This window comes from Paraburkholderia sp. BR10141, from assembly GCF_056155635.1.
This window is the reverse complement of sequence record NZ_JBMIQH010000013.1, coordinates 15882-39701: the sequence shown is the minus strand read 5'-3', so window position 1 is coordinate 39701 and position 23820 is coordinate 15882. Positions and strand designations below refer to the sequence as shown.

23 protein-coding genes and 2 pseudogenes are annotated in these 23820 nt (G+C 62.4%); 12 read left to right on the top strand and 13 right to left on the bottom strand.

Going from position 1 to position 23820, the window contains the following annotated elements:
• Positions 1-40: 40 nt before the first annotated feature.
• From ACOJB8_RS19210 to glnT, 6 genes are all read right to left on the bottom strand, one after another.
• Positions 41-1858 carry a bifunctional protein-serine/threonine kinase/phosphatase gene (locus ACOJB8_RS19210; RefSeq protein WP_475013717.1) on the bottom strand — a complete coding sequence of 606 codons (1818 nt, stop codon included), beginning with the start codon at positions 1856-1858 and terminating at the stop codon, positions 41-43.
• Positions 1859-3292 carry an APC family permease gene (locus ACOJB8_RS19205; RefSeq protein WP_069266157.1) on the bottom strand — a complete coding sequence of 478 codons (1434 nt, stop codon included), beginning with the start codon at positions 3290-3292 and terminating at the stop codon, positions 1859-1861.
• A 77-nt stretch (positions 3293-3369) separates the two neighbouring features.
• Entirely contained in the window at positions 3370-4731 is a 1362-nt protein-coding gene (locus ACOJB8_RS19200) for an FMN-binding glutamate synthase family protein (RefSeq protein ID WP_368603381.1), read from the bottom strand.
• 26 nt (positions 4732-4757) lie between these two features.
• Entirely contained in the window at positions 4758-5447 is a 690-nt protein-coding gene (locus ACOJB8_RS19195) for a GltB/FmdC/FwdC-like GXGXG domain-containing protein (RefSeq protein WP_069266159.1), read from the bottom strand.
• Positions 5435-6343, bottom strand: a complete 909-nt coding sequence (locus ACOJB8_RS19190) for a class II glutamine amidotransferase (RefSeq protein ID WP_368603380.1) — start codon at positions 6341-6343, stop codon at positions 5435-5437. Before ACOJB8_RS19190 ends, ACOJB8_RS19195 begins: the two co-directional genes overlap by 13 nt.
• A gap of 12 nt (positions 6344-6355) precedes the next feature.
• A complete protein-coding gene (glnT, locus tag ACOJB8_RS19185; protein WP_368616365.1) occupies positions 6356-7744 on the bottom strand; it encodes a type III glutamate--ammonia ligase in 1389 nt (462 codons plus the stop codon).
• Positions 7745-8002: 258 nt separating this feature from the next.
• On the opposite strand from glnT, the gene ACOJB8_RS19180 reads away from it, so the two are divergent.
• A complete protein-coding gene (locus tag ACOJB8_RS19180) occupies positions 8003-8605 on the top strand; it encodes a helix-turn-helix domain-containing protein (RefSeq protein ID WP_069266161.1) in 603 nt (200 codons plus the stop codon).
• Between the two features lie 314 nt (positions 8606-8919).
• Here the strand turns inward: ACOJB8_RS19180 and ACOJB8_RS19175 are convergent, their stop codons facing one another.
• Complete coding sequence (locus ACOJB8_RS19175) at positions 8920-9885, bottom strand: LysR family transcriptional regulator (RefSeq protein WP_342947072.1); 966 nt, start codon at positions 9883-9885, stop codon at positions 8920-8922.
• A gap of 183 nt (positions 9886-10068) precedes the next feature.
• Between ACOJB8_RS19175 and ACOJB8_RS19170 the strand changes: the two genes are divergently transcribed.
• The 3 genes from ACOJB8_RS19170 to ACOJB8_RS19160 are packed head-to-tail and all read left to right on the top strand — an operon-like array spanning position 10069 to position 13018.
• Entirely contained in the window at positions 10069-11256 is a 1188-nt protein-coding gene (locus ACOJB8_RS19170) for an NAD(P)/FAD-dependent oxidoreductase (RefSeq protein WP_475013712.1), read from the top strand.
• Positions 11257-11300: 44 nt separating this feature from the next.
• Positions 11301-12074: an electron transfer flavoprotein subunit alpha gene (locus ACOJB8_RS19165; protein WP_368684917.1), complete on the top strand. Its 774-nt coding sequence runs from the start codon at positions 11301-11303 to the stop codon at positions 12072-12074.
• Positions 12075-12076: 2 nt separating this feature from the next.
• Positions 12077-13018, top strand: coding sequence for an electron transfer flavoprotein subunit alpha/FixB family protein (locus ACOJB8_RS19160; protein WP_368616369.1), 942 nt, complete (start codon positions 12077-12079; stop codon positions 13016-13018).
• Between the two features lie 214 nt (positions 13019-13232).
• Here the strand turns inward: ACOJB8_RS19160 and ACOJB8_RS19155 are convergent, their stop codons facing one another.
• Positions 13233-13436 (bottom strand): hypothetical protein, encoded by a 204-nt coding sequence (locus ACOJB8_RS19155; RefSeq protein ID WP_309249571.1) that lies wholly within the window; start codon positions 13434-13436, stop codon positions 13233-13235.
• A gap of 302 nt (positions 13437-13738) precedes the next feature.
• Here ACOJB8_RS19155 and ACOJB8_RS19150 point away from each other — a divergent pair, with 302 nt between their 5' ends.
• Both ACOJB8_RS19150 and ACOJB8_RS19145 read left to right on the top strand, forming a co-directional pair.
• A complete protein-coding gene (locus ACOJB8_RS19150) occupies positions 13739-15268 on the top strand; it encodes a CYTH and CHAD domain-containing protein (protein ID WP_368729113.1) in 1530 nt (509 codons plus the stop codon).
• Between the two features lie 803 nt (positions 15269-16071).
• Complete coding sequence (locus ACOJB8_RS19145; RefSeq protein ID WP_368603375.1) at positions 16072-16344, top strand: hypothetical protein; 273 nt, start codon at positions 16072-16074, stop codon at positions 16342-16344.
• Positions 16345-16631: 287 nt separating this feature from the next.
• Here the strand turns inward: ACOJB8_RS19145 and ACOJB8_RS19140 are convergent, their stop codons facing one another.
• Positions 16632-17075, bottom strand: coding sequence for a hypothetical protein (locus tag ACOJB8_RS19140; protein WP_342947068.1), 444 nt, complete (start codon positions 17073-17075; stop codon positions 16632-16634).
• A gap of 195 nt (positions 17076-17270) precedes the next feature.
• Here ACOJB8_RS19140 and ACOJB8_RS19135 point away from each other — a divergent pair.
• From ACOJB8_RS19135 to ACOJB8_RS19120, 4 genes and pseudogenes are all read left to right on the top strand, one after another.
• Positions 17271-17393 (top strand): annotated as a pseudogene (locus ACOJB8_RS19135) (glyoxalase); the annotation flags it as partial.
• Positions 17394-17536: 143 nt separating this feature from the next.
• Complete coding sequence (locus ACOJB8_RS19130) at positions 17537-17809, top strand: metal/formaldehyde-sensitive transcriptional repressor (RefSeq protein WP_368603373.1); 273 nt, start codon at positions 17537-17539, stop codon at positions 17807-17809.
• Positions 17810-17816: 7 nt separating this feature from the next.
• Positions 17817-19106 carry a CDF family Co(II)/Ni(II) efflux transporter DmeF gene (gene dmeF / locus ACOJB8_RS19125; protein WP_475013709.1) on the top strand — a complete coding sequence of 430 codons (1290 nt, stop codon included), beginning with the start codon at positions 17817-17819 and terminating at the stop codon, positions 19104-19106.
• Between the two features lie 3 nt (positions 19107-19109).
• The gene (locus ACOJB8_RS19120) at positions 19110-19310 is read left to right on the top strand and encodes a DUF1289 domain-containing protein (RefSeq protein WP_342947065.1); all 201 of its coding nucleotides are present in this window, start codon (positions 19110-19112) and stop codon (positions 19308-19310) included.
• Between the two features lie 56 nt (positions 19311-19366).
• On the opposite strand, the gene ACOJB8_RS19115 is transcribed toward ACOJB8_RS19120, so the two are convergent.
• The 4 genes and pseudogenes from ACOJB8_RS19115 to ACOJB8_RS19100 all read right to left on the bottom strand — a co-directional run.
• The gene (locus tag ACOJB8_RS19115) at positions 19367-20377 is read right to left on the bottom strand and encodes an alpha/beta hydrolase family protein (RefSeq protein ID WP_475013706.1); all 1011 of its coding nucleotides are present in this window, start codon (positions 20375-20377) and stop codon (positions 19367-19369) included.
• Between the two features lie 166 nt (positions 20378-20543).
• Positions 20544-21257, bottom strand: a complete 714-nt coding sequence (locus ACOJB8_RS19110; RefSeq protein WP_475013705.1) for a DUF4396 domain-containing protein — start codon at positions 21255-21257, stop codon at positions 20544-20546.
• A 429-nt stretch (positions 21258-21686) separates the two neighbouring features.
• Positions 21687-22124, bottom strand: coding sequence for a hypothetical protein (locus ACOJB8_RS19105; RefSeq protein ID WP_475013838.1), 438 nt, complete (start codon positions 22122-22124; stop codon positions 21687-21689).
• Positions 22125-22369: 245 nt separating this feature from the next.
• Positions 22370-22633: pseudogene (locus tag ACOJB8_RS19100) on the bottom strand (DUF3331 domain-containing protein); the annotation flags it as partial.
• A gap of 417 nt (positions 22634-23050) precedes the next feature.
• Between ACOJB8_RS19100 and ACOJB8_RS19095 the strand changes: the two are divergent.
• Together ACOJB8_RS19095 and ACOJB8_RS19090 are read left to right on the top strand one after the other, a co-directional pair.
• On the top strand, positions 23051-23269 hold the full coding sequence (locus ACOJB8_RS19095; RefSeq protein ID WP_475013703.1) for a hypothetical protein: 219 nt from the start codon (positions 23051-23053) through the stop codon (positions 23267-23269).
• Between the two features lie 121 nt (positions 23270-23390).
• Positions 23391-23657 (top strand): hypothetical protein, encoded by a 267-nt coding sequence (locus tag ACOJB8_RS19090; protein WP_475013701.1) that lies wholly within the window; start codon positions 23391-23393, stop codon positions 23655-23657.
• Positions 23658-23820: the final 163 nt, after the last annotated feature.

The following is a 23820-nucleotide window of genomic DNA, read 5'->3' as shown; positions in this document are numbered from 1 at the left end:
GGTCTCGCGGTTCAATCTGTCCGCATGTCAACGCGAAAGCTCATCGCCGTATCAGCGACCACAGCAGCAGCGCCAGCAACAGAACCGAGATCCCCTGCCAGAACAGCACTGGTTCGCTCTCGAGCAAGGGCTTACGTCTAACCGGGGCCATCGCGCCCTGGCCGCTCGAAAGGCGCTCGAGATCGGCGCAGACTGCGAGTACGTCCTGATACCTGCGTGCGGGATCGGACTGCAGCGCTTTCTCCAGCACGAGGTCAAGCCAATGCGGCGCGTCGAGCCGGTACTCGTAGAGCGGCACGCGACCATTGAAGCCGTACGGCAGTTTGCCGCCGCTGAACAGCCGGTACAACGTCACGCCATACGCAAATACCTCGGAGCGCGCATCGCCTTGCGCACCCCTCATCAACTCAGGCGCCATGTACGCGGGCGAGCCAGGCGCGCAGGCTGGGCCCGGCAGTTCCATACCGGGCATATGACCAAAGCCCAGGTCGAGCAGGCACGTCCTGTCGTCCTGCATCACCAGCACGTTTTCGGGCTTGATATCGCGATGGAAGACATTGCGCCGATTCAGCGCGTCGATCGAGCGGCCCAATTGCCGTGCTATTCCGAGCGCGCGCGGCAGCCCCATGGGCTCGGGCGCCGAAAGCAGCTGTTCGAGCGTGACCCCCGCACCGAGCGGCATCACCACATAAAGCCGGGTTTGCCGATTGGCGTCAACAGGCAGCGGCGCGAGCACGCCGGCGTCGCCAACCTTGCCTGCGAGCCAGCGCTCACGCACGATCGACTGGCGTATGTTCTCGTCTTGCTCGACGCGCGGTTTGGGAAACTTGAGCGCCAGTGGCGTGTCCGGATCGGCCAGATCGTAGCCGGCGAAGATCCGCGAATAAAAGCCATCGCTGAGCACGCTCTTGAGCAGATATCCATCGATAACCTCACCGGCGTCGGGCACGGCGAGAATCGGCAGCATTCCGACCACTCGCTCCAGGTACCCGCCGTCGAGCAAAGGCAGGCTGCCAACGTCAATCACGGCGCTCGTCACGTCGTCCTGGGAACCGCGCGTCAGTGCCAGCGCGTCGAGTCGGCGCGCAGTTTCGAGCGCGCCATTGCGCGTCGCGAGCACCGTCTGCAGTTCACGCACTGGCACATGACGGTAAAGACCGTCCGAGCACAATAGCAGGCGATCATCCTCACGCAGTTCGAACGTTTCGAAGCGGGTCACGAGCGCCGGGTTCATGCCAATGGCGTGCGCCACGTACGAACCAAAAGCGACCGGCACAATGTCGTCTTCGCCGATTTGTGCCAGTTGCCCGTCGCGCAGCAAATAGAGCCGCACATCTCCGGCTGCGACCAGATACGCTGTGGCGCGCCGTATGACCAGCGCCGCAAATGACGCGGCCATCTGTTTAAGCTTTGGATCGACGCGGCCCATGTGGTGCAGCCAGCCGTGCAGCGCCTGTAGCGAACGCGCAGCGGCCACGCTGGGCTGGAGCGTTTCGGGTAGCCCGTAATACGCATCGATGAAGGTACGCACTGAAAGCTCGGCCGCGACCCGGCCACCCTGACTTCCGCTCACTCCGTCAGCCAGCGCGATCACACTGCCACGCGCGGCGCGTGCGGCCAGGTCGCCGAGCATCACGCCGAAATAGTCCTCGTTGACGCGATTTTGCCCACGCAGACGCGCGGGGCGGGAGACGCAGCCGATCTCGAGCGCGGCGCATTCGCCGCGCTCGGGCCGCAACTGCAGGTCGACTTCCTGAGAATCCGCTTCGCGAGTTGCAAAGGCCGTCCCGGCTGCATGGACCGACCTCCGGTCCGCAGCCGGTGCGGAAAGGTGGTCCACGGAGCGCGGTTCAGTCATTTACTTTTTGCCGTGAGTCATCACGTCGCTGGTTTCCAGATCGTGTTCGATCTTCTCGAGCACCTGGGGCGAACGCTTCTTCAGCATGAGCAACCAGACCGTGCCGACCAGCATGTACGCCACGAACAGATACGGCAGTATGTTATACGGATAGTCAGGCACCGGATACACGCTGCCGATCACTGCGCCGACCATCGCCAGCGCGCCAAGCACGCTCCACAGCACGTTGACCGGCTTGAGCACGCCCATCTTCTTCAGATAGAGAGGCGCGGAAACCGCGACGAGAAAATAGGTCACCAGAAAGCCAAAGGTGGCGAACGTACTCGTGTAGCCGAAGGTATTGAGCGGACCGGCGCCAAGCATCGCAATGCACACAACGAGCGTCACGATCGATGAAAACGCCACAGCGAGATACGGCGTCTGATGCGTGCGGTGAATCATTCCCATCGAGCGGTGCACGAACTGGTAGCGCCCCATGGAGTACAGCAGGCGGCTGGACGAGTTGATGCACGCAAGGACACACGAGAACGCGCTGACCGAAGCGATCAGATAAAACACCGGGCCGAGCGGCGAGGCGCCAACGCTCGCAAGCAAGGTGTTGAGCACGGCCGAATCGGCGCCGAGCTTGGCTGTGTCGTCGTGGTAGGCGATCGTCATCGAATAGGCGACGAACATGAAGAAAAGGCCCGACAGGATCACGCTCCAGACCACGGCGCGCGGAATGATGCGCAGCGGGTCCCGGGTCTCCTGGCCGAGCGAGGCGGCACTTTCGAAGCCCACGTACGAGAAGATGCCGAGCACCATGCCTTGCGCCATACCCTTCCCGCTCACGCCCTGCAGGCTCAATTGCGTATGGTCGATGATATGGTCAGGATGCAGGGCGAGCACGTAGATCAGCACGCCGCCCACGATCACCACCGACGTTGCCTCGATCGCCAGTGAGAGGCGCGAGGAAAGCTTCACGTCGCGTGCGGAGAAGAACCAGGCGAGAGCAATGAAAACGGTGTAGACCGCCCACGACGGGATATTGATGCCCCAGGAAGAGAAGGCATTCTGCACGAAAACCACACCTGCGGCACCTACCCCCATCGCGGTGCCCACATACGCCGCGATCAACCCCCAGCCGGCCATGCCCCCTGCCATCGGCCCGAGCGCGCGCGAAATATAGATGAAGAATGATCCAGCGGTTGCAATCCGGCTCGAGAGCGCGATGATACTCATGCTGACCAGCAGCAGCCCGAGCGTCGAAAGTCCATAAATCAGCCAGGTCCCCGCGCCCGCCAGCGCCGCGATCGCGGTCACATTGATCGAAGGAGTAAAGGTTGGCGAAACGTTTGCGATAGATTGGCCAATCACCTCGGCAAAACCTAAAGTACCGGCACGCAGGCCGGTTGACGATGCCGGCGCTGCTTGTGTGGTGCTTTGCGTACTCATGTAGGGCTCCTGAAAGATTGGGGATTTAACGGACTTTGCTTTAATTTCCCAGAGTCAAAAATTCCAGCCAACTGAATTTAATTGTTCCAGCCAGGAATCCACGAAGTGCCCGCGAGCGGCACGCGTGCCATGGCTGCGGCTTCCACGGTCAGGGCGACCAGATCCTCGGGCTCGAGGTGATGCACGTTCTGCTTCCCGCAGGCGCGCGCGATCGTCGTCAGTTCCATGTTCAACGTCTTCAGGTAGTTGCGCACACGGCGCGAACCTTCGTCGGGCAGGACGCGCTGTTCGAGAACGGCGTCCTGGGTCGTCACGCCAACGGGGCATTTGCCGGTATGGCAGTGGTGGCAGAAGCCCGGCGACGTGCCAAGCGCTGCATAGTCGGCAGCCGCCGAATGCAGTGCGCCGTTCTGGAAGTAGCTGTCACTATTGCAGCCGAGTGCCATCAGCATGCCCTGCCCGATCGCGACGGCGTCTGCACCGAGCGCCAGCGCCTTGGCTACGTCGGCTCCGGTCCGTATGCCGCCCGAAACGATCAGCTGCACCTGCCCTTTCATATTCAGTTCTTCGAGAGCATCCACCGCCTGGCGAACCGCAGCCAGCGTCGGAATCCCGACGTTCTCGATGAAGCAGGTCTGGGTGGCCGCGGTGCCCCCCTGCATGCCGTCGATCACGACCACGTCCGCGCCAGCATGTACCGCAAGCTTGACGTCGTTGAACGTGCGGGTTGCCCCGACCTTCACATACACGGGCGTGTTCCAGTCAGTAATTTCGCGCAGTTCCTGGATCTTGATCGCCAGATCGTCGGGACCGGTCCAGTCCGGGTGGCGGCTCGCCGAGCGCTGATCGACGCCGGCTGGCAAGGTACGCATCGCCGCCACGCGCGGATTGACTTTCTGCCCGAGCAGCATCCCGCCACCACCCGGCTTTGCGCCCTGGCCAATCACGATTTCGATCGCGTCGGCACGGCGCACGTCGTCCGGATTGAAGCCGTAGCGCGACGGCAGGCACTGATAGACCAGCGTCTTCGAAGCGCGGCGCTCCTCCTGGGTCATGCCGCCGTCGCCGGTGGTCGTGGACGTGCCCATCGCCGTCGCGGCCTGCCCTAGCGCCTCCTTGACGTTCGCGGACAGTGCGCCGAAGCTCATGCCCGCAATCGTGACCGGAATATCCAGCACGACAGGTTTCTTTGCGAAGCGAGTGCCCAGCACGGTCTGGGTCGAGCACTTCTCGCGGTACCCTTCGAGCGGATAGCGCGACAGCGAGGCGCCGAGAAACAGCAGGTCGTCGAAATGCGGCACGTGGCGTTTCGCGCCCAGACCGCGGATCTCATAGAGACCTCGCTGTGCCGCCGAGTGGATATAGTCGATCGTCTTGCGGTCGTAGCCGTGCGACTCTTCGTGCTGCAAACGAACGAATTGAACGGGTTTGGCATCCATTGGGAACCTTCTCAGAGAGCGTGTGTTCAATATTCCTGGTTGGCGTCGGCATTCCAGTGATAGAGCGTGCGTGCCGACGCGATTCGCTTGAAGGACGCTGGATCGTGATCCAGCCCGCCCGCCGCCAGCAACACGCGCACTGCGTCGAGATCGGCATCGCTCATCGGTTCGTACTGCGCGTCCGCCCCCAGCGATTTCACTTCGCCGCGCACGTAGAGCACCGCTTCATAGAGCGAATCGCCCAGCGCGTCGCCCGCGTCGCCGCATATCACCATGCGGCCCGCCTGTGCCATGAAGGCCGAGAAGCTGCCCACGGAGCCGCCCACCACGATGTCGCCGCCCTTGAGCGAGATTCCGCAGCGCAGACCCGCGTCGCCGTCGATCACGAGCAGTCCGCCGTGCGCAGAAGCGCCCGCGCCGTTCGAGGCGAAGCCTCGCACATGCACCTTGCCGCTCATCATGTTCTCGGCGACGCCCGTGCCGGCGCTCCCCTCGATCACGATCGTCGCCTGCTGGTTCATCCCGCCGGCGTAGTAGCCCGCGTGGCCCTTGATCGTCACATGCAGGTCGGCATCTACGCCCACGGCGATGTTGTGTGCCCCATTCGGCGACGTGACGGCGATGCGCTGCCCCGCCAGCGCCGCGGTGTCGCCGTGCAGGTATTGGTTCAGGTCCCGGACCGTCTGCGTCTCGAGGTCGAAATTCAGGCTTTCCATACGTACATCTCCTCGGGAGCGGGTTCGAAGACCTTCGCATTGCGGATATCGGGCAGATGCGCGAGCGAGCGAAACTCAGAGGCAATCGCTACGTAGTCGTCGTTCTCCGCGACCACGGCCGGCTTGCACGCGAACGGATCGCGGATCAGCGCGAGCTCGGTCGTCGTGCCCATCAGGAACGTATAGAAGCCGTCCAGCTCCTCGAAGCCTTTTTGCAGCGCCTCGGGCAGCGCATCGCCCTCGCGCAAACGCCATTCGATGAAACGGCAAGCGGCTTCGGTGTCGTTGTCGGTATCGAAGCGGATGCCGAGCGGCTCGAGCTTGCGCCGCACGCCATATGGGTTCGAAAGCGATCCGTTGTGCACGAGGCAGAAGTCCTCTCCCGCCGTGAACGGATGCGCGCGGTCCGGCGTGACGGCCGATTCCGTGGCCATGCGCGTGTGGCCGACGAGGTGCGAGCCTTTGAGGTTCGCGAAGTCATAGCGCGCGGCCACTTCGGCCGGCGAGCCGATGTCCTTGTAGAGATCGATCGAGCGTCCAGTGGAAAGCAGATAGAGCTTCGGATAGTGCTCGCGCAACCACACCTTGACGCGCTCCGCATCGCCCTGGAGCGTGAGCACTGCATGATTGCCCTTCACGTCGAAGCGCGCGGTGACGTCCATGGCGTGGTTGAGTGCGTCGGCGAGTGCGGCCCAGGGAAATTGCGCGCCCTCGTCCGTGAAGCCCGCGTAGAGGCTCAGCTTGCGCTGGCTCGCATCCACCTCGCTGCCGAACACCGCAAGCCCCGCCGAATCGGGTCCGCGCTCGGTCATGCCGATCAGCATCGGCACCATCAGCTCGCCGAGCCGCTCGCGTAGCGCCGGCGTCTTCACCAGCAACCCTACGATTCCACACATTGTGTGTTCTCCTTAGAAAAATTCGAGGTAGCTCTTGAGTTCCCAGTCGGACACGTGCCGCATGTATTCGAGCCATTCCATGCGCTTGAGCTTGAGGAACTCACCGGCCAGGGGGCCGAGCGCTTCGCAGATCAGTGTGTCCGCCTCGAGCGCGTCGAGCGCCTGCTCGAGGTTTTGCGGCAACACCGCAATGCCGTGCGCGGCAAGTCGCTCGGACGACCACTCGTAAAGGTTTTCGTTTGCCGGCGCGCCCGGATCGAGTTGCCGGTCGATCCCGTCGAGCCCCGCGGCAATCACGGCGGCCGTTGCGAGGTACGGGTTGCAGGAGCCGTCCGGCAGACGCAGTTCGATGCGCTCGCCGGGCATGCGCACCATGGTCGAGCGGTTGTTGTCACCATAACTCACATAGGCTGGCGCCCACGTCGCGCCGGTGAGCGAGCGCCCCACCACGAGGCGCTTGTACGAGTTGACGGTCGGATTGCACAGCGCGGTGAGCGCGGGGGCGTGCGCAAGAATGCCGGCGGTGAACTGGTAGCCAAGCTTCGACAGGCCCATGCCCAGCGGGTCGCCGCCGTCGGCGAACAGATTGCGCTTGCCGTCGCCGATCGAGATGTGCATGTGCATGCCGTTGCCGGGCCGGTTCGCGAACGGCTTCGCCATGAACGAGCAGATCATGCCTAGCTCGTTGGCAATCTCCGATGCGGCCATCTTGAAGAACACGTAGTGGTCGCACGACGTCAGGCAGTCGGTGTACGTGTAGTTGATTTCGAACTGGCCGTTGGCGTCCTCGTGGTCGATCTGATAGACGTCGATGCCGACCGAGCGCAGTGCTTCGGTGAGCCGCTCGAGAAACACCCGCGTGCGCGATAGCCCCTTATAGTCGTAGCACGGCTTCGCCAGCGTGTCGCTGGGGTCGCACGGTTCGAGGGTTCCGCTAGCGGAGCGGCGCAGCAGCGAGAATTCCGGCTCGAGTCCTGTGAAAAGGGTCCAGTCGCGCTCGGTCAGGCGTGCTACCTGGCGCTTGAGCGTGACGCGTGAATCGAACGGCCACGCTTCGCCGTTCACGTGCCCCTCGCAGACGATGCGTGCGAGGCCCGGCTGCCAGGGAACGGGCGTGAGCGTCGCGAGATCGCCGACGGCCATGAAATCGGGGCCGTTCGGCTCGATGCCGACACCCCAGATCGCAAACCCTGCGAAGCCGGCTCCCGCCTCGAGCACCGTCTTCAAATGCGCGACCGGCACCGACTTGGCCTTTGCGACACCATGGATGTCGACGAACTGCGCCAAAACGTATTTCACGCCCTGCTGAGCAAGCCAGCCCTGCGCGTTTTCTGCCGAGTCGAAACGGGGCACGCTTCCGGGCTCGCTGAGCGGCAGCTTACTCGCGTCGTTCAGATTCATCGTCACTCCTTGCACCAACTCCGTTTGCGGTTGAAAGAGGCTGGGCACATCGTGCCTGGGCCGGTTCCGGGGACTTGCTGGCCATCGTTCAGGGCGCTCATGCGCACCCGCCATTGCGCACTCGTTGCACTTCTCGTTACGCGCTCCGTCTGGAACTTCTTTTCCTGCCATGCAACAATGCTTCATGGCGTGAAACAGCCGGCGCGCGCCACTGCGTGCCGGCCAGCTACGCGTCAAGCATTTCTACCGAGGCCGATCATGCACGCTGGGGACGACAACAAAACTGCGCTCGAGCGCTTTCTGGGCGCCACCATTCGCGACTTGCGCCAGCGCCACGACCTGACCATCGCCCAGGTCGCCGACCAGGCCGGCATCAGCCGCGGCATGCTCTCGAAGATCGAGAACGCGCAGACCTCAACGGGACTCGACGTCCTGCACCGCATCGCCCAGGCGCTCGGCGTCTCCCTTTCCGCGCTCTTTCGCAATTTCGACGTGCCGCAAGGCGACGCGCAACTCGTCAAGAAAGGCGCGGGCATGGAAGTCGTTCGCAAGGGCACCAAACGCGGCCATACCTACCATCTGCTCGCCTACGACCAGGGCCCGCGCAAAGCCTTCGAGCCCTTCCTCATCACCATGGAGGACGAAGCAGAACGCTTCCCGACCTTCGAACACCCCGGCACCGAATTCATCCACATGCTCAAGGGGGTGATCGAATACCGCCACGGCCAGCAAACCTACATCCTCCATCCCGGCGACACGCTTACTTTCCAGGCCGATATTCCTCACGGCCCCGAGCGCCTCATCAAGACGCCCATCCAGTTCCTGTCGATCTTCATCTATCCGCCGGGAACCGCCGACTGAGGCGCAAGCCTTGCAGCCTCGCCTGTGCTGCTTCTTATGCAACGTCCGTGCCATGTTTATCTTCATGAACTAAAAATTCCTGCAGATAAACATCTGGCACGCACGCCGGCCCTGTCCCGCTTACTTTCCCAATTCGCTTGCACCGGCGTTTGCCTGCTGACGGTGCGCGTTTTTCCTGTCTGCCGTGCGCTGCTGCACTGAATCGGGACGCGGGCTTACGCTCGGTTATCAGAAATACTTATGTACGCACGAGCATCGGTGCGAGCGCCTTAACGCGTCGAGCGCCGCCTCTCGTAAAAAATATTGCAGATCCGCTACATCAATGCGTCTTCGGGCAGTTGCGGCAGCGCGCGCGCGAGTGCCGGCCTGATGGAGGCGTCAAGTACGCGCCGCGTCAACGCAACGATCTCGTGCGCAAACGCGTCCCACTCGCCCTGTCGATGCAGCAGGAAGAAGTCGCGCCGCCCGAGCCGTCCGGCCGGCAGCGGCAACACGGCGATCTCAGGCAAATAATGGCGCGCTTGCCAGAGACACAACGGCGTGGAAATCGAGAAGCCGAGCCGGGCCGCGACGAGGCTCAGGAGCGGATCGGTCGCGTCGAATTCATAGCGGCGCGGACTGTTGATGCCGAGGTGCCGCGCATAGCGCTCGACCTGCTGTCCGATCACAGAGCGAGGGGTATAGCGGATCATCGGCATTTCGAGCGCAAGCGTGCGCCAGTCGATGTTCCCGCGCTCGGCAATCAAGGCGCGCGAGACGACCACGACGAACGCCTCCGAAAAGAGCGGCGCCTCGACGATGCGCGCGTCGTTGAGCGTCGTCTGCGTGCATACCGCGAGATCGAGCTCGCGATCGTGCAACTGCTTGCTCAAGCCGGGGGTCAAACCGGACCACAACGCAATCTGCCGTGCCGAGCCCGACACCGCGCGAATCAGCTCCGGGCCCACGGTCGCCGCGAACGAATCCACGCAGCCAAGCCGCACGGGCAAGCTGCCCGCGTTCGATGTGTCGCCGATGCGCGCGCTGACCATCTGCGCATGCTCGAGCAGCGGGCCCGCCAGTTCGAGCAGCGCGCGGCCCGCGACGTTCGGCCGGGGAGGCCGGCTTTCGCGATCGAACAGGACCACGCCCTGATCTCGCTCGAGCGCCGCGATGGCCTGGCTCACCGCGCTCTGGCTCACGCCGAGCTGCTTCGCCGCGCCGGTCATCGATCCGGTCTCGCACACCGCGAGAAAAGCCTGCAAGGCGTTGAGGTCGATTGGCGCCTGGGTACGTCTCATGAGGAGCTCCGCGGAAGTCTGCGCAAATGACGCTACCGCGTCGTCTTCCACATGGTGCCGCCCGGACGGCTCAACACACGGACGATGAGCAATTGCGTCGATGAACCATAAGTTTGCCTAATACAAAATAATGGCGGGCAGCAGGGACGCAGAATTTGCCCATCGTTCACCCACGAGGGCCCCATGAGCCACTTCGACTATGTCGTGATAGGCGCCGGCGTCATCGGCACGTCCGTCGCCCACCATCTCGCCGCGCTCGGCGCGAACAGCGTTCTCGTCCTCGATCAAGGGACGATCGGGGCGGGCACCACCTCGCAGTCTTCCGGGCTGCTGCGCACGCATTACTCGGTGCGCCAGAACGTCCAACTCGCCCGCGCTTCCTGGTGGGCCTTCAACAATTTCGCCGACTATCTCGGGGACGACGAAGCCTCCTGCGGCCTCGTCAAATGCGGCTACATGATCAGCGCGCCCGAGGGCCACAAGCTCGACCCGCTGGCAGCCTCGCTGCGCGCCCAGCAGGAAATGGGCATCGAGGTACAACTGCTCGACCGCCAGACGGCGCAGGCGCGCCTGCCGATCGCCACCTTCGACGACGCCGCGCTGATCGGCTTCGAGCCAGAAGCCGGCTTCGCCGACGCCTATCTCGTCGCGACCAGCTTCGCACGCTCTGCGCGCCGCCGCGGCGTAAAGATCATGGAAGGGGTGCGCGTGACCGGCCTCGTGCGCGAAGGCCGCCGCGTGGTGGGCGTGCAAACGTCGGCGGGACGCTTTGGTTGCGGCACGCTCGTCAGCACGCAAAACATCTGGACCCCTGAACTCTCCGAATGGATCGGCGTGCCGCTGCCGGTCAAGCCCGAGCGCCACACCGTGCTCGCGCTCGAATGCGAAGCCGCCCCCTACACGTTCGCCATGCCCGCATTCAAGGACCTCGGCTCGCCGGGGATGCTCTATTTCCGCAGCTACGGCGGCAGCCAGATGCTGGTCTCCGAAGGCGTGGTGGGCGAAACGCTCAATGCGCCCGAGACCGAGCAGGGCGAGATCTCCCTCGACTATGTGGCCGAAGTCGGCGCACAGGTGGCCGAACACTTTCCCGCCTACGAAACGGCGGGGCTCGCCTCGTCGTGGACCGGCGTGTACGACGTCACACCCGACTGGAACCCCGTGCTCGGCAACGTTGCCGATGTGGAAGGCCTCACGGTGGGCTTCGGCTTCTCGGGTCACGGCTTCAAGCTCTCGCCGGGCATCGGCAAGCTGCTCGCCCAGCACGCGCTCGGCCTGGCCACCGACGTCTCTCTCGAACCGTACGCACTCGAACGCTTTGCGAGCGGCGCGCTGCTGACCGGCAAGTACGGTCTCGGCGCGGTGTCGTAACACCAGCGCGCAATGTGCTTTCTCATGCAAACAGGAGAAAACAGATGACTGTCCGCATTCTCGTACCCGTCAAGCGCGTGGTCGACCCGAACGTGCGCGTGCGCGTGAGCAGCGCCGGCGCGATCGAAACGGCAGGGCTCAAGATGTCGCTCAATCCGTTCGACGAATGCGCGCTCGAGAAAGCGCTGCAACTGAAGGAAGCCGGGGTGGCCTCGCACGTCACGGTGCTGACCTGCGGCCTGCCCGCGCACCAGGACGTGCTGCGCACCGCGCTCGCCATGGGCGCCGACGACGCGGTGCTGATCGACACGGGGGCCGCCACGGCCACGCTCGATTCGCTCGCCGTTGCGCGGCTCGTGGCCGCACACATGAACGAGGTCGACTACGGTCTCGTGCTGTGCGGCAAGCAGGCCATCGACGGCGACGTGGGCGGCGTGGCCGCCATGCTCGCCGCACTGCTGGGCTGGCCGCAGGCGCTGAATGCGAGCGCGCTCGACGCCATCGACGGCGGCTGGCGCGCGAGCTGCGGCGACGATGCGGGCACCGCCACGTGGCAACTCGACGGCCCCGCCGTGATCAGCGCCGATCTGCGCCTGGCCGAGCCGCGCCGCGTGACACTGCCGAGCATCGTCAAGGCGAAGCAAAAGCCGCTCGCCACGCGAGAGGCGGACGCGCTCGGCGGCGTGTCGAGCGCCCGCAGCCACGTGCTGAAACTGAACGATCCGCCCGTACGCGAGCCTGGTGTGAAGGTGGACAGTGTCGACGCGCTGCTCGCCGCACTCGCCGATCGACGCGTATTTGAATCCGTGGGAGTTTGACTATGAGAACGCTGGTTCTGGCCGATGCCGACGTGGGATCGATTTCCGATGTCACGCTGCGCGTGATTGGCGCGGCGCTGCAACTGGGGCAACCCGTCGATCTGCTCGTATTCGATGCGTCGAGCGCAGCAGCGGCGGCGCATGTGAGTGGAGTCGAGCGCGTGCTGGTCGCATCCGCTGGCGCAGCCGATGCGCTCACACCGGAAACGATCGCGGCGCAATTGCACGCCCTCGCTGAAGGGTATTCGGCGGTGCTCGCGGCGCACCGCGCCTCCAGCCGCGCTGCATTGCCGCGCGCGGCGGCGCTCACCGAAGACGCCTTTATCGCCGACGTAATCGCCATTCGCGAGCGCACGCAGTTCGTGCGCGGCCTCTATGCGGGCAGCGTGATCGCGACGGTGACGAGCGCCACGGCGCGCACTTATGCCAGCGTGCGGACTTCGTCATTCGCACCGGTCGAGGCGGAAGGTGGCGCGGCGCAGGTCGTTGCGCTCGCACCCGGTGCGCCGTTCACAGCCACGCGGCTAATCGAGCGCCGCGCCGCCGGGCAGAGCGGCCAAGACCTCGGCAGCGCGCGCGTGGTGATCGCGGGTGGACGCGGCCTCGCTTCGCAGGAGAACATGGCGCGTCTCGGCAAGCTCGCCGACAAGCTCGGCGCGGCGCTCGGCGCCTCGCGCGCCGCCGTGGATGCCGGATATGCGCCGAACGCCGCGCAGGTCGGACAGACCGGCCGCAGCGTGGCACCCGACGTGTATGTGGCGTTCGGCATCTCGGGCGCGATCCAGCACCTCGCCGGCATGAAGGACTCGAAGTTCATCGTCGCCGTGAACAAGGACCCGGACGCGCCGATCTTCTCGGTGGCCGATGTGGGGCTTGTCGGCGACCTGTTCGACGTGGTCGGCGCGCTCGAATCTCACGTGCAGAGTGCGGGGACGAGCGCGTGAACGCACGCCTGCCTCGCTCTTTCTGCTAATGCAAGCGCCGCCGAAGTCTGCGCCGTGCGTTTCATCGACGGCACGCGTCTGCCGCCCGAGCCCTGCGCCAATGGCGCAGGCACGACGCGCACCCTCGCGCGCGGAACGGAGCAGCACGGTGCCGCGCCGTGGCGCGCGAGCATGGCGACCCTCGATGGCCCCGCGAGGTTACCGAGATCGCCAACTATTGGCTCGCTGGTTTGCTCGCCGCGGCGTCACTCGCCGCCTTCTGCTTCTTCGCTGCCTCGTGGTGTCCGACGGCACACCCAGCCGCGGCGCCTGCCGTGCCGTGCTTACCCGCGACGTGGCCCGCAACGCCACCCACGGCAGCGCCTTTCATGCAGCCAGCCGCCACCGCTGACGTCGGTGAAATCACTGGAAGTGACATAACGATCGCAAAAGTGAGAAGTGTTCTTTTCATGGTCTATTTTCGAAAGGGGCGGTCCGCTGCACAGGACGTCGTGCGGATCCGGTCCATTCGAGTAGCGCACCTGTCGTGCCTGCGGGGCAGTGTTATCGAACACGGTGATGACCGCCACAGGCGATCGTGCGACATAGTGCGGCCATCTACGGCCGCTCGACCAAAGACTGATTTGGCTACCGGGCAGCCTGGTTTCCCGTAATCGATGCGGACCGAAACTTGCGCGTCCGGGATTGTGTGATGATGCGGCGCGCGGCATGGAGGCAATCATGGAACGGGAGTTAAAGCTACGAATCGCCCCGGAGGACCTCGCCAAGCTTCGTGGCGCACCGCTGCTGGCGCGCGCTCAGGCCACTGCCGATCGACCGGAATTCCTGAACAGCACGTACTTCGACACGCCGGAACTGGCCCTCCACCGTTGCAAAGCCTCGCTGCGCGTACGCGCCGTCGGAAAGCGGCGAATCCAGACGTTGAAGCTCGAGGGCGCTGTGGAGGCCGGTGTGTTCGACAGGGCCGAATATGAAATGCCGATCAAAAGGGACACGCCCGATCTGGCGCTGCTCTATGACGCCATATCGGCCGATAGCGATTGCGGCAGGCTGATCCGTGATCAGGCCGTCGCCGCGCAACTCGCTCCTGTTTTCGTCACACGCATCCATCGCACTGCAATCGCGCTGCACCTGCCGTCGGAAGACGAACTCGAAATAGCGCTCGACGAGGGAACTGTCGACGCGCAAACGCGCTCGGTGCCGCTCGCCGCTGTCGAACTCGAACTGAAACAGGGCAAGCCGGAGGCGCTCCATGCGACGGCGCTCGAACTTCTGAAGACCGTACCGCTGAGCATCGACCATCGCAGCAAGGCCGATATCGGCTACGAATTGCTCGTGGCCGAGCACGCCGCGCCCGTGAAGGCCGAACCCGTGCGCTTGTCGAAAGACAATTCGATTGAGGACGTGTTCTGTACGATCGTCCATAACTGCCTCTCGCAGGTGCATGCCAACGAGCGCGGCGTCGTGTCCGGTCATGATCCGTCAAGCGTTCATCAGATGCGGGTCGGACTGCGACGTTTGCGCTCGGCGCTGGACCTGTTCGCCAAGGCGATTCCTCCCTATTCCGGGCTCGACGACGAACTGCGCTGGATCGCGGCGGAACTCGGCGCCGCGCGTGACTGGGAGGTCCTTGCCGGGGCCACACTCGATCGGGCGGGCGCGGACGGCAATGCAGACGAACTCATGCCGGTGCGGCAGGCGTGCACGCTGGTCGCCGTCGACAACCGGCAGCGTGCGGCGGCCGCGGTCGAGTCGGTTCGCTACACGCGTCTGGTGCTCGAACTCGCGCTGTGGCTGGCCTGCAAAAAATGGCGCGACGATATGACCGGCAAACAACGCGCAGCGCTTGACAGCCCCGCGAGGCAGTTCGCCGACAAGGTGCTGCGGCGCAGGCACAGCAGGCTGATCAAGCGTGGCAAGGGCCTCGCCGATCTCGACGATCACCGCCGGCACCGCGCGCGTATCGCGGCGAAGAAGGTTCGGTATGCGACAGAGTTCTTTGCGTCGTTGTTCCCGAAACGGGCCGTGCAGCACTACGTGAAAGCGCTGACTGCACTTCAGGACGATCTCGGCTGGCGTAACGATGCGGTGGTCGCCGATCAGCTTCTGCGGACCGTTTCGCGCAGGTCGAGGGACGCAGCGCCAGGCGCGGCTTATGCCCGAGGCTATCTCTCTTCACGCGTCGCTGCAGATCATCAAACGCTAAAGAAGCTATGGAATCGTTTCAGACGCCTCCCGCCACCGCATTGAGTCGGCGCGCGACAGGTGAAACGGCACCTGAGGTCCGATTCGGCATCGGGTCCGATGCGTTGCAAATGGCGCGCAGCGCAGCATCGTCCCACGGCTACCTGCGACTACCGCGCGTTGTCGCCGCCGAGAGCAGCGTACCGCCTGGCGAGCATCAGATCGGCCACCCAGCGGAAGGGACCGGCAAAGGTTGCGGCGCTCGCGCGTGAAATGGGCGTGCGCGAAAGTCCCCTTGATGCGGTGCGCTCCATTGCGCAACGTCCATCCTGAAGCAAGGCTCGCCTCATGGCCAGATCCGGATGCCCAGCAGCACAGCAACAAGAAGGCCGAGCGAAGCGCCAAGCAGCAGCACGCAGAGAAGCAGCCACCGGTTTGGGGTCGTAATAAGCACGTTCTCTATCGCCCCCGTGGCACGCGAGTGAACCAATTCATGCGCAACGCAACAAATCGTCGTGCAGTTCTCAGGGTGAACGTCGACAATGGCAGCGTGAGACACGGCGTGAGCAGGGACAGGCCGAAGACGGTCAGTGGATGATGCGTCGCATCACTTGAATGACTCGAATCGGCGATGGTATGGGAGGCAGCCTTAAGGCTGCCTTATGGTGTCGCGGTCCTGGTCCCGCAAAGGCTACTGCATGGCGTCGACGATCAGAATCGCAGGGATTCTGCGAAAATGATGCCGCACACGAGCAGAATCGTTGTCGGAAACAGGGCAACGAGGCGCAACATTCCGTCGGAAGACGCCCTGTTCCTGTTATCGGGCAAGTTCCGACTCGTGCACGCGTTCATATTTTGAGGACTGGTTCATGAAGAATCCCGCGCTCGCGCATCTGACATTCGCCGCCGCTGCAGTCAGCCTCACCAGTGCCGTCCACGCGACTGATGTCAATGTCGGCATCAATGTAGGCGCGCCTGTCGTGGTTGCCCCACCCGCTGCCGTGGTCGTCACGCCTGGATGGCACGACGACCGATATTGGGATGGACATCGCTACTGGAATCGCGATGACTGGGAAAAACATCACCATCACGACAAAGGATGGCACTGCCCTCCGGGACACGCCAAAAAAGGCGAGTGCTGATCGGCTTTGCGCGACCCCCGATCCCTACCGCAGACGCAGCCCGCAGAGCTGCTGCTGGCCTCGTTGCCATTCAACGGACTTGGAGCGACGCCCACTGACCCAGGCGCGGTCGATGGCCAACGTCCGCTTGCGGGCTAACTCACAGCCGAAGGGAAGGATATCGTTACCGAACTTCGCGCCGACCGTCATCGGCCAGAGCACAGACACTCGCAGCCAAGCCCCTGTGTGATCAACCGTACCGGCGTGACAGCGTGTCACTCTGGTGGCTTCGACGACTTCCTGGAAACTCACGTCGGCCAGGTCCTGCCCGGACGATAACCATCGGTAACTTCCTTCTTGTCCAGTCCGAGGGCGCTGGCGACCTCGTTCTTCGTGGCGAACCGGGCGGTAACGTGAAATTTGGTGGTGCTCTGGCGCATTCGCCCGATACCATAGGCGCCCTTCTCGTTTTCCTTGATGATGACGTCTGCGGGATGAGCCGCCTCCCCACGGAAGCCCGCCGACTCGAAATCGATATGCTGACGAGTTTTGATATTGGATTCGGCAGTTCGGTCGAGATCGTAGGCCACTAACCAGGCATTCCCGGAAATTGCCCGCCCTGGCCGATAGGACTGCTCAAGGTCAAACACCCACAGCGCTGACCCGTTATGCGACATAAGCTTTTCCTCCACCGCGGTGGCTGCGTGCTGCTTGGGAATCCAGCGAAACAAGCTCCACTTTTCTTTCGCCATGAAAGTCTCCACGAGTGTTGTCGGACTCAAAGCATCTGTCGCGAACGGGTTGCTTATTACAACAGTTCGCTAGCCGGTTTATTCCGTGCCTCGGAGATGGCAACAGGTTCAGCGGGCGATACCTGGATGGGGAGTTGTGGTCCTGAGAGCAGCCATTGCCACTGCGAATGCGTAAGCGGTTGGGCGGGCTGCAGTCGGGCCTTCGGTATTCCCTTCAAGGAAGAGAAAGGCGGCTATCTCCATACGGAGAGTCTGCCAGGCGCAAACACTTTCGCCTTGTGGCCGCTCTCCCAGGCCGCTCAGTCGTGCTTCGGCAGCAGCGAACATCGCGTCCGGAGCGGCTACTCCCCGAAGCGCGCGGCGATTGTCCCAAATGCATGCTGCCGCGATCCACAAGTGATTTTTAGTATACCCCCTTACCCTATTGGTGATAGACTTCGCCCGCAAACGGGAGAACAGGTATGAGCCATACGATTCGCGAAAAGCAGAAGCTGCTTAACCGCATTCGCCGGATTAAAGGGCAGGTTGAAGCGATTGAAAGGGCACTGGAAGAAGAACGCGGTTGCATGGCCGTGCTGCAACAGGTCACGAGCTGTCGTGGCGCCATGAACGGGCTGCTCGCCGTCGTGCTCGAGGACCACATTCGCACCCATCTCGTCGATGCAGAACCGGACGACGAGCATGGCAGCGGAACAGAGCAACTGATCGAAGTAGTCCACAGCTACTTCAAGTGAGACAAGCATGAGCAAGTTCGAGGATGCCGCCTTCGGGGCGGGACATGACCATATCTTCCTGGGCGCTGCCCACGAGGAAAACGAGCGCAGGACGTGGATGGTGATTGCGCTGTGCAGCGCGATGATGGTGACCGAGATCGTCGGCGGAAGTCTTTTTGGCTCGCTTGCGCTCGTTGCCGACGGCCTGCACATGTCGACACACGCCGGCGCGATGCTCATCGCTGCGCTCGCGTATACGTACGCGCGAAAGCATGCGAGCGACAGCCGCTTCGTATTCGGTACGGGGAAGCTGGGCGATCTCGCGGGCTTTACCAGCGCCATTGTGCTCGCCATGATCGCGCTGCTGATCGGGTACGAGGCGGTTTCGCGCTTTCTCTCGCCCGTGCCCATTCACTTCGGCCAGGCGATCCCCATCGCCGTTCTTGGCCTGCTGGTGAATCTTGCAAGCGTCTGGCTGCTCAGCGGCAACCATCACAGCCGCAGTCATGGACATGGGCACAGCCACGGCCACGGGCACGGACATGAAGACGAACACGGTCATGAGGAAGAGGCGCATCGCATCTTCGGTACTGCTGGAGTTTTCGCCGTGTCGATCTTCGAAGATGGCGTGCCACCCGTCTTCCGTATTACGCCTGAGACGGCTTCTTCGAACCTGACCGCCGACGCGGTATCAGTCACGACGGTCCGCCCCGACGGTTCGCGTCAGACCTTCGCGTTTGCCGACCGTGGGAGCTATCTGGAGTCGAAAGATGACATTCCCGAGCCGCATGCATTCAGGGCGATTGTCGGCTTGCCCGATGGCGAGCAGTCAATCGAATTCGAAGAGCACGATCACAGTCACGAAGACGCACATGCTGCCGCGAACCGCGACCACAACATCCGCTCGGCCTACATTCACGTCATCGCAGACGCGGCAGTTTCCGTGCTCGCGATCATCGGCCTCCTGCTCGCCCGTGCGTTCGGCTGGGTCTGGATGGATCCGCTCGCAGGCGTGATCGGCGCCCTGGTGATCGCTAACTGGTCGTGGGGCCTGATGCGCGATACGGGAGGCATTCTGCTCGACATGAATCTGGATAAGCGCATGGCCGAAAACGTTCGTCACATTATTGAAGACAACGGTGACGCCGTGCTCGATCTCCATGTCTGGCGGGTCGGTCCGGGCCACATGAGTGCGGTGGTGTCAGTCGTCACCAGTGAAGCACAACGCAGCCCCGGCTTTTATCACGCGGCGCTCAAGCGCTTTAAGGGGCTGTCCCATGTGACGGTCGAAGTGAACGCCCCTCGCGCCGCCACGTAAACCATGGCTGCCAAATCGCCCTGCATCGACCTGTGTGCGTTCGATGGCAAGACCGGGTTCTGCACGGGCTGCTATCGGACGCGTGAGGAAGCCCGCGGCTGGAAAAAGATGACGGACCACCGGCGCCATCAGATCCTCAATGAAAGGTCCCGGCGAGAGGCAAAGCTGGGACGTGAAGCGACGCGGGCGTCGGAGCAGGACTGAAGACCGCACACCCTATCGCGGTGTCATGATCCGCAACACAGGGTCGACCTGATGCGTTATAGATTTGCATGCAAGAAGTCCACGACCTCATGGTCGATCTGACGATGGACCTCCACGCGATCAATCCTGGGCGCGTCCTGACAGATCAGCGCCCCATTGGTTGCGACCGAGGCCGGGCAAGGATCGATGAAAACGAAGTGATTGCCTGGCACGATGTGAACCGCAGGCGGTGTAGGCAAGCTTGAGACGACAGCAAGAGAGTTGCTCGCAGAACCAAGGTAGCTGTCATCCTGCGGGCGATAGAGCATGGTCGGTACGCGCACAGCGGACAAGCCAGGTGCCCCAAACATCATGGCCAGTGGATCCATCAGCACCAGGGCCTTCAGGCGGTGATCAACGGGCGGTTGCCAAGCTATCAGTTCAGCAGGTACAGCTACTTTAACCTGAGTGCCGTGCGCACGATTGCTGGTTGCTGAACGCGGACATGACCCCGGATCATCGTGATTTGCGCAGTACGCACTGGCATAGGTAAAATCGGGTTTCGCTCCCGCCAGGATCAGTGCGGTGTAGCCACCCGCCGAGTATCCAATCATGCCAATCCGGTTGACATCGGCGCTTGCCGAAAACCGTGGATCTCCGAGCACTGCATTAAGCGCGACCTCTGCCTGCCGGGGACGGTCGATCAGAATCTGGGCTTGGGACGGCGCGCGGGGAAAGCCCGAAGCGTCCCCTACGTGCGTCGGCAAGACCGCGATAAATCCGGCGCGAGCCAGAGCGGTCGCCAATTCACGATGGCTTAACGGGCCTCCCCCTCGTCCGTGCGAAATCAATACAACCGGGAAGCGGCTATCCAGTGCAGGCGGAGCATTGAGTGTCGCCTCGACAGTGAATGGACCCGCTTGCCATGGCACCTCGCGCTCATGCGTAGGGTAAAAGACAACGGTGTCGAAAGGAGCAGCATCGCCCACCACCGTGAGACGGATTACCCCTGCGTTAAAAGTAGCCGGATCGGCCAGCGCGGAACACGTACATACGATTGCTAACACAACGGTCACTATCCAACGCATGTCGCTACTCCTGGACAGCCAGAATGAGAGGCGAGGATATCAGAACGCGCTACGTGCCTGGTCTTGACGCGGTGGAAGCTTCCCGACTGCTGGAAAACATCAGGACGCGTTCATTGCAATATATCTGCACCGGCCGGGCGAGGCCCGCCGCAGATCCCATGCAGAATTACATCTTTTCCTTCACCCCAGAACGGATCAGCCACACGTTGACAGGGTAGCTGGTTGCGAATCCTGCGAGCATCGTGAGCTGCATGGCGAACCAGAACTCAGCAGTCCCAACGTTCGCGACCATCCCGTAGGCCGGCTTGAACCACAGGAACTGGATGATGGCCATAAGTCCATACATGCCGACCTGCCACGCCGTAATCGACGCGATATCCGCTTTGACTGCCGCGACCACGCCTTCGGTTGCCGACAGCCCGCGCATGGGTTTGATCGTGAAATATTGAAACACGATGCCGAGCAGAAAGGCGACGAGGAAGTCCGGGATCCAGACCGCAAACGTCTTGTCGTCAAACACTGTGTGCCATCCGAACCAGACTGCCAATGCGGGAAAGGCAAATGCGGTCCATTCGACGATGATGTCGCCGAGTGCACAGCCGGCGCCGCAGTGACTCGTTCCTTTCATCACGGTCGCGGAGAACGGCTGGGCGTCGCTCCTGCGTCGAGCGTCGCCAACACTCCGTCCCCACGCGTAGTAGGCGGCAATCCATAGGACGCTGCCGAATAACGCCGTTAGGGGCCAGACGACATTCATGATCCACATCTTCTGGGGGTGTCGAACTTCGTCGACCACGATAGCAACAGCACAAATAGCGCCCAAAATGATCCAGGCGAGTGAAAGCGTGTCAAGCCAAGATGGGAAGGTTCCGTAAGTCATCGCTGTCTGTGCCGGCCGGTCGGATACGAAGTCGGCAGCAAGGCGCGTTCCGTGCCTGCGAACCAATGTGCCGTCTTGCGCCCGCACAGCGCACTCCCGACGTTTCTTCCACAGAGTCGCAGCAGAGCACATCGAGCAGCACCGGCCCACACTTGACGCGCGACCGCGGCTACCTTCAGGCAGGAGAAACGTGCATTTCCCCACGTCGGTCCAAAACTACGATGAGTTAGCACATTCCCATACGATTCGCGATCGCCGAGGCAGCACTCTTTCGTCCGGTCCGGATTCGTCGACAGCACGGGGGCTCGATTTCGTACGACGCGGACGTGAACCGGAAAAAGCGGGGAATGGTGTTGCCCTTCGGGTGCCGCCCGACATTTCGACCGCACAGCCCAACCGGTCGAGGAGCAGCGGACGGTCGAAGGCAAGCTATATCTCGCAAACGACGGCCGACATGACGAGCGGCATGACTTCCTTGACTGTCGCCGAGCTTCCCGTTTCAAGAAGGCGCTCACTAACCGCCTCTTTCCCTGCCAGGACGACAACACCATAGACCTGGTGGGACACAGTACCTCCACCGCTCTTCTGGGCGAACATCTCGTCGTTCGGGGAGAAGCCAAAGACAGCTCGCACCTTGAATCCGAGTGCTGTCAAGTCTTGATTCGGCCTCAGCCGGTACGCGTTGACCGAGTTGCTTGACACATTCATCGGTACCGGATCGATCTCCTTTTCCTCGACCAACTGTTCAATGAACTCGTGGGCGCCAAAATGGCAATCCAGCCTGCTACCAATTTCGTTTGCGTTAGTCACATTCGAGACGAGCGCTGAGCCGACCGCGGCACATCGAAGCAAATGAGAGATTTTCACGAGCAGCAATGCGAGCCTCCAGGAAACGGCGCTGCGGCGCAACGCCAGAAATGTGGAAGTGAATCCTGACTAGACGCGAGAGCCGGATCCCGTTGGCTTGACTCCCGTGCCGCGAAGTCTTGCGCGAACTACTCGCGCTCGATGGACTCGTCCCTGTCCTGCGCAGCCTCACAGTTAGGTTGGTGAGTCAGTCGCCGGCGTACGCGCGTCAATCGGAATTCCCTTGGCACTATTTCGAATGACCTGAGCGCCTCCACCGAGATCATCGCCGATCCGTTCGCCGGGACGGGCCGCTCAGCCGGGCGAAATACGGCATCGCCGCGTCGGATTGCTCGTTGCGACACAACACACACTCCCGACACCCTCGCGGAACGACGACGCCAACGTTGCTCGCCATAATGGCATCGACCGGGCTCAACCCATCGAATAAGGAGTGTATTTTCTGCCTGTTCGAGAATTTCGACCTGGACCCGTGCAACGTCTTCTGCAGCGTACTCTTTCGTCCTCATTGCCTGCTCCTGGAAACAAGCCGTTTACCTGAATCGCGTTCCCCGCGGCGTGAGTCCTGCCCTTCACCTAGCCACGGAAATCGCGGGTTGGTACAGGTTGTAGCCGTTCATCGCCGGGAACAGGAGGCTAATCCGGACCAGTATGAACGCGAAAGTCACGCACCCGATGCGGTCAGTGGACAGTGACATGACGGAAACTCTACGTTGCCAGGGGTGCACCGGTCCATTGCACAATGGTTTAGGTAAGCCTTCGTACCGGCGGCACGAAGCGCCATCTTATATGTAACCCAAAGTGGAATTGCGACTGCGCAGGGCTTACTTTAAATTCATTCGTAGACGGAGGCCTTGTTGTGGACTTGATCAAAGCGGCTGGCACGATCGACGCGAGAGACTACATGAAGGGCCTTTCGCCACGGTTTGCGCCCCTCCACCGCAGCATGGTTTCCCTACCTGCTTTGCGGGCTGAACATCCTCGGCCACCTCGTCACACGCATAACCCTGCGTTTCGTTGGCGACCTCGTGCCGAAAGGCGTGGAGTGTCTTCCCCTCCAGAGCATGGGGATTGGGTTCGAGCTCGCGCTCATCGGCGCACCGTTGATTGTGGCGGCCATGCTGAGCCGCGAGCTGAGTGAATAAGCCAGATTGTTTCTCACAGTCCGCGTGGGAAGCGAACGTTGTCCAGACAACATTATTGCAATATTTTTAATACCTGATTATGTGCGTTGATCTTGAACAGATAAGAAAACAGGCAGAATGGATGACAGGTGAAGTGGCCGAAACCCTTCGTCAAGTCGCCAACGAGATCGAGCTGCTTCGCAAGCACTTGGTCGAAGCCCATACCAGCAATGCGGACAGCGAACGGCTCAACTGGCTAAGTGAGCAGGCCCATGACGAGTATTACCGTCAGCTATGCCGCACCTACATAACACTGCCCCGCATCAAGACGCAGAAGAATGGTGTAACCGCAATGACTTTGAGGGAGGCTATCGACCTCGTTCGCAAATCTCGGGATTGCGATTTCTAGGAAAATTTTGTTCGGCCAGCCGCACTACCCTGTTGCGCTTTGCGTGCGGCAACCGACTCGTCGGCCACACTGTCTATGATCGGTTCCGACGCTGATCACAAGCCGCGACACTTCGCCTGCCGCACATGTTTCCGATACCGGGCACCCCCCTCAATCAATCGTT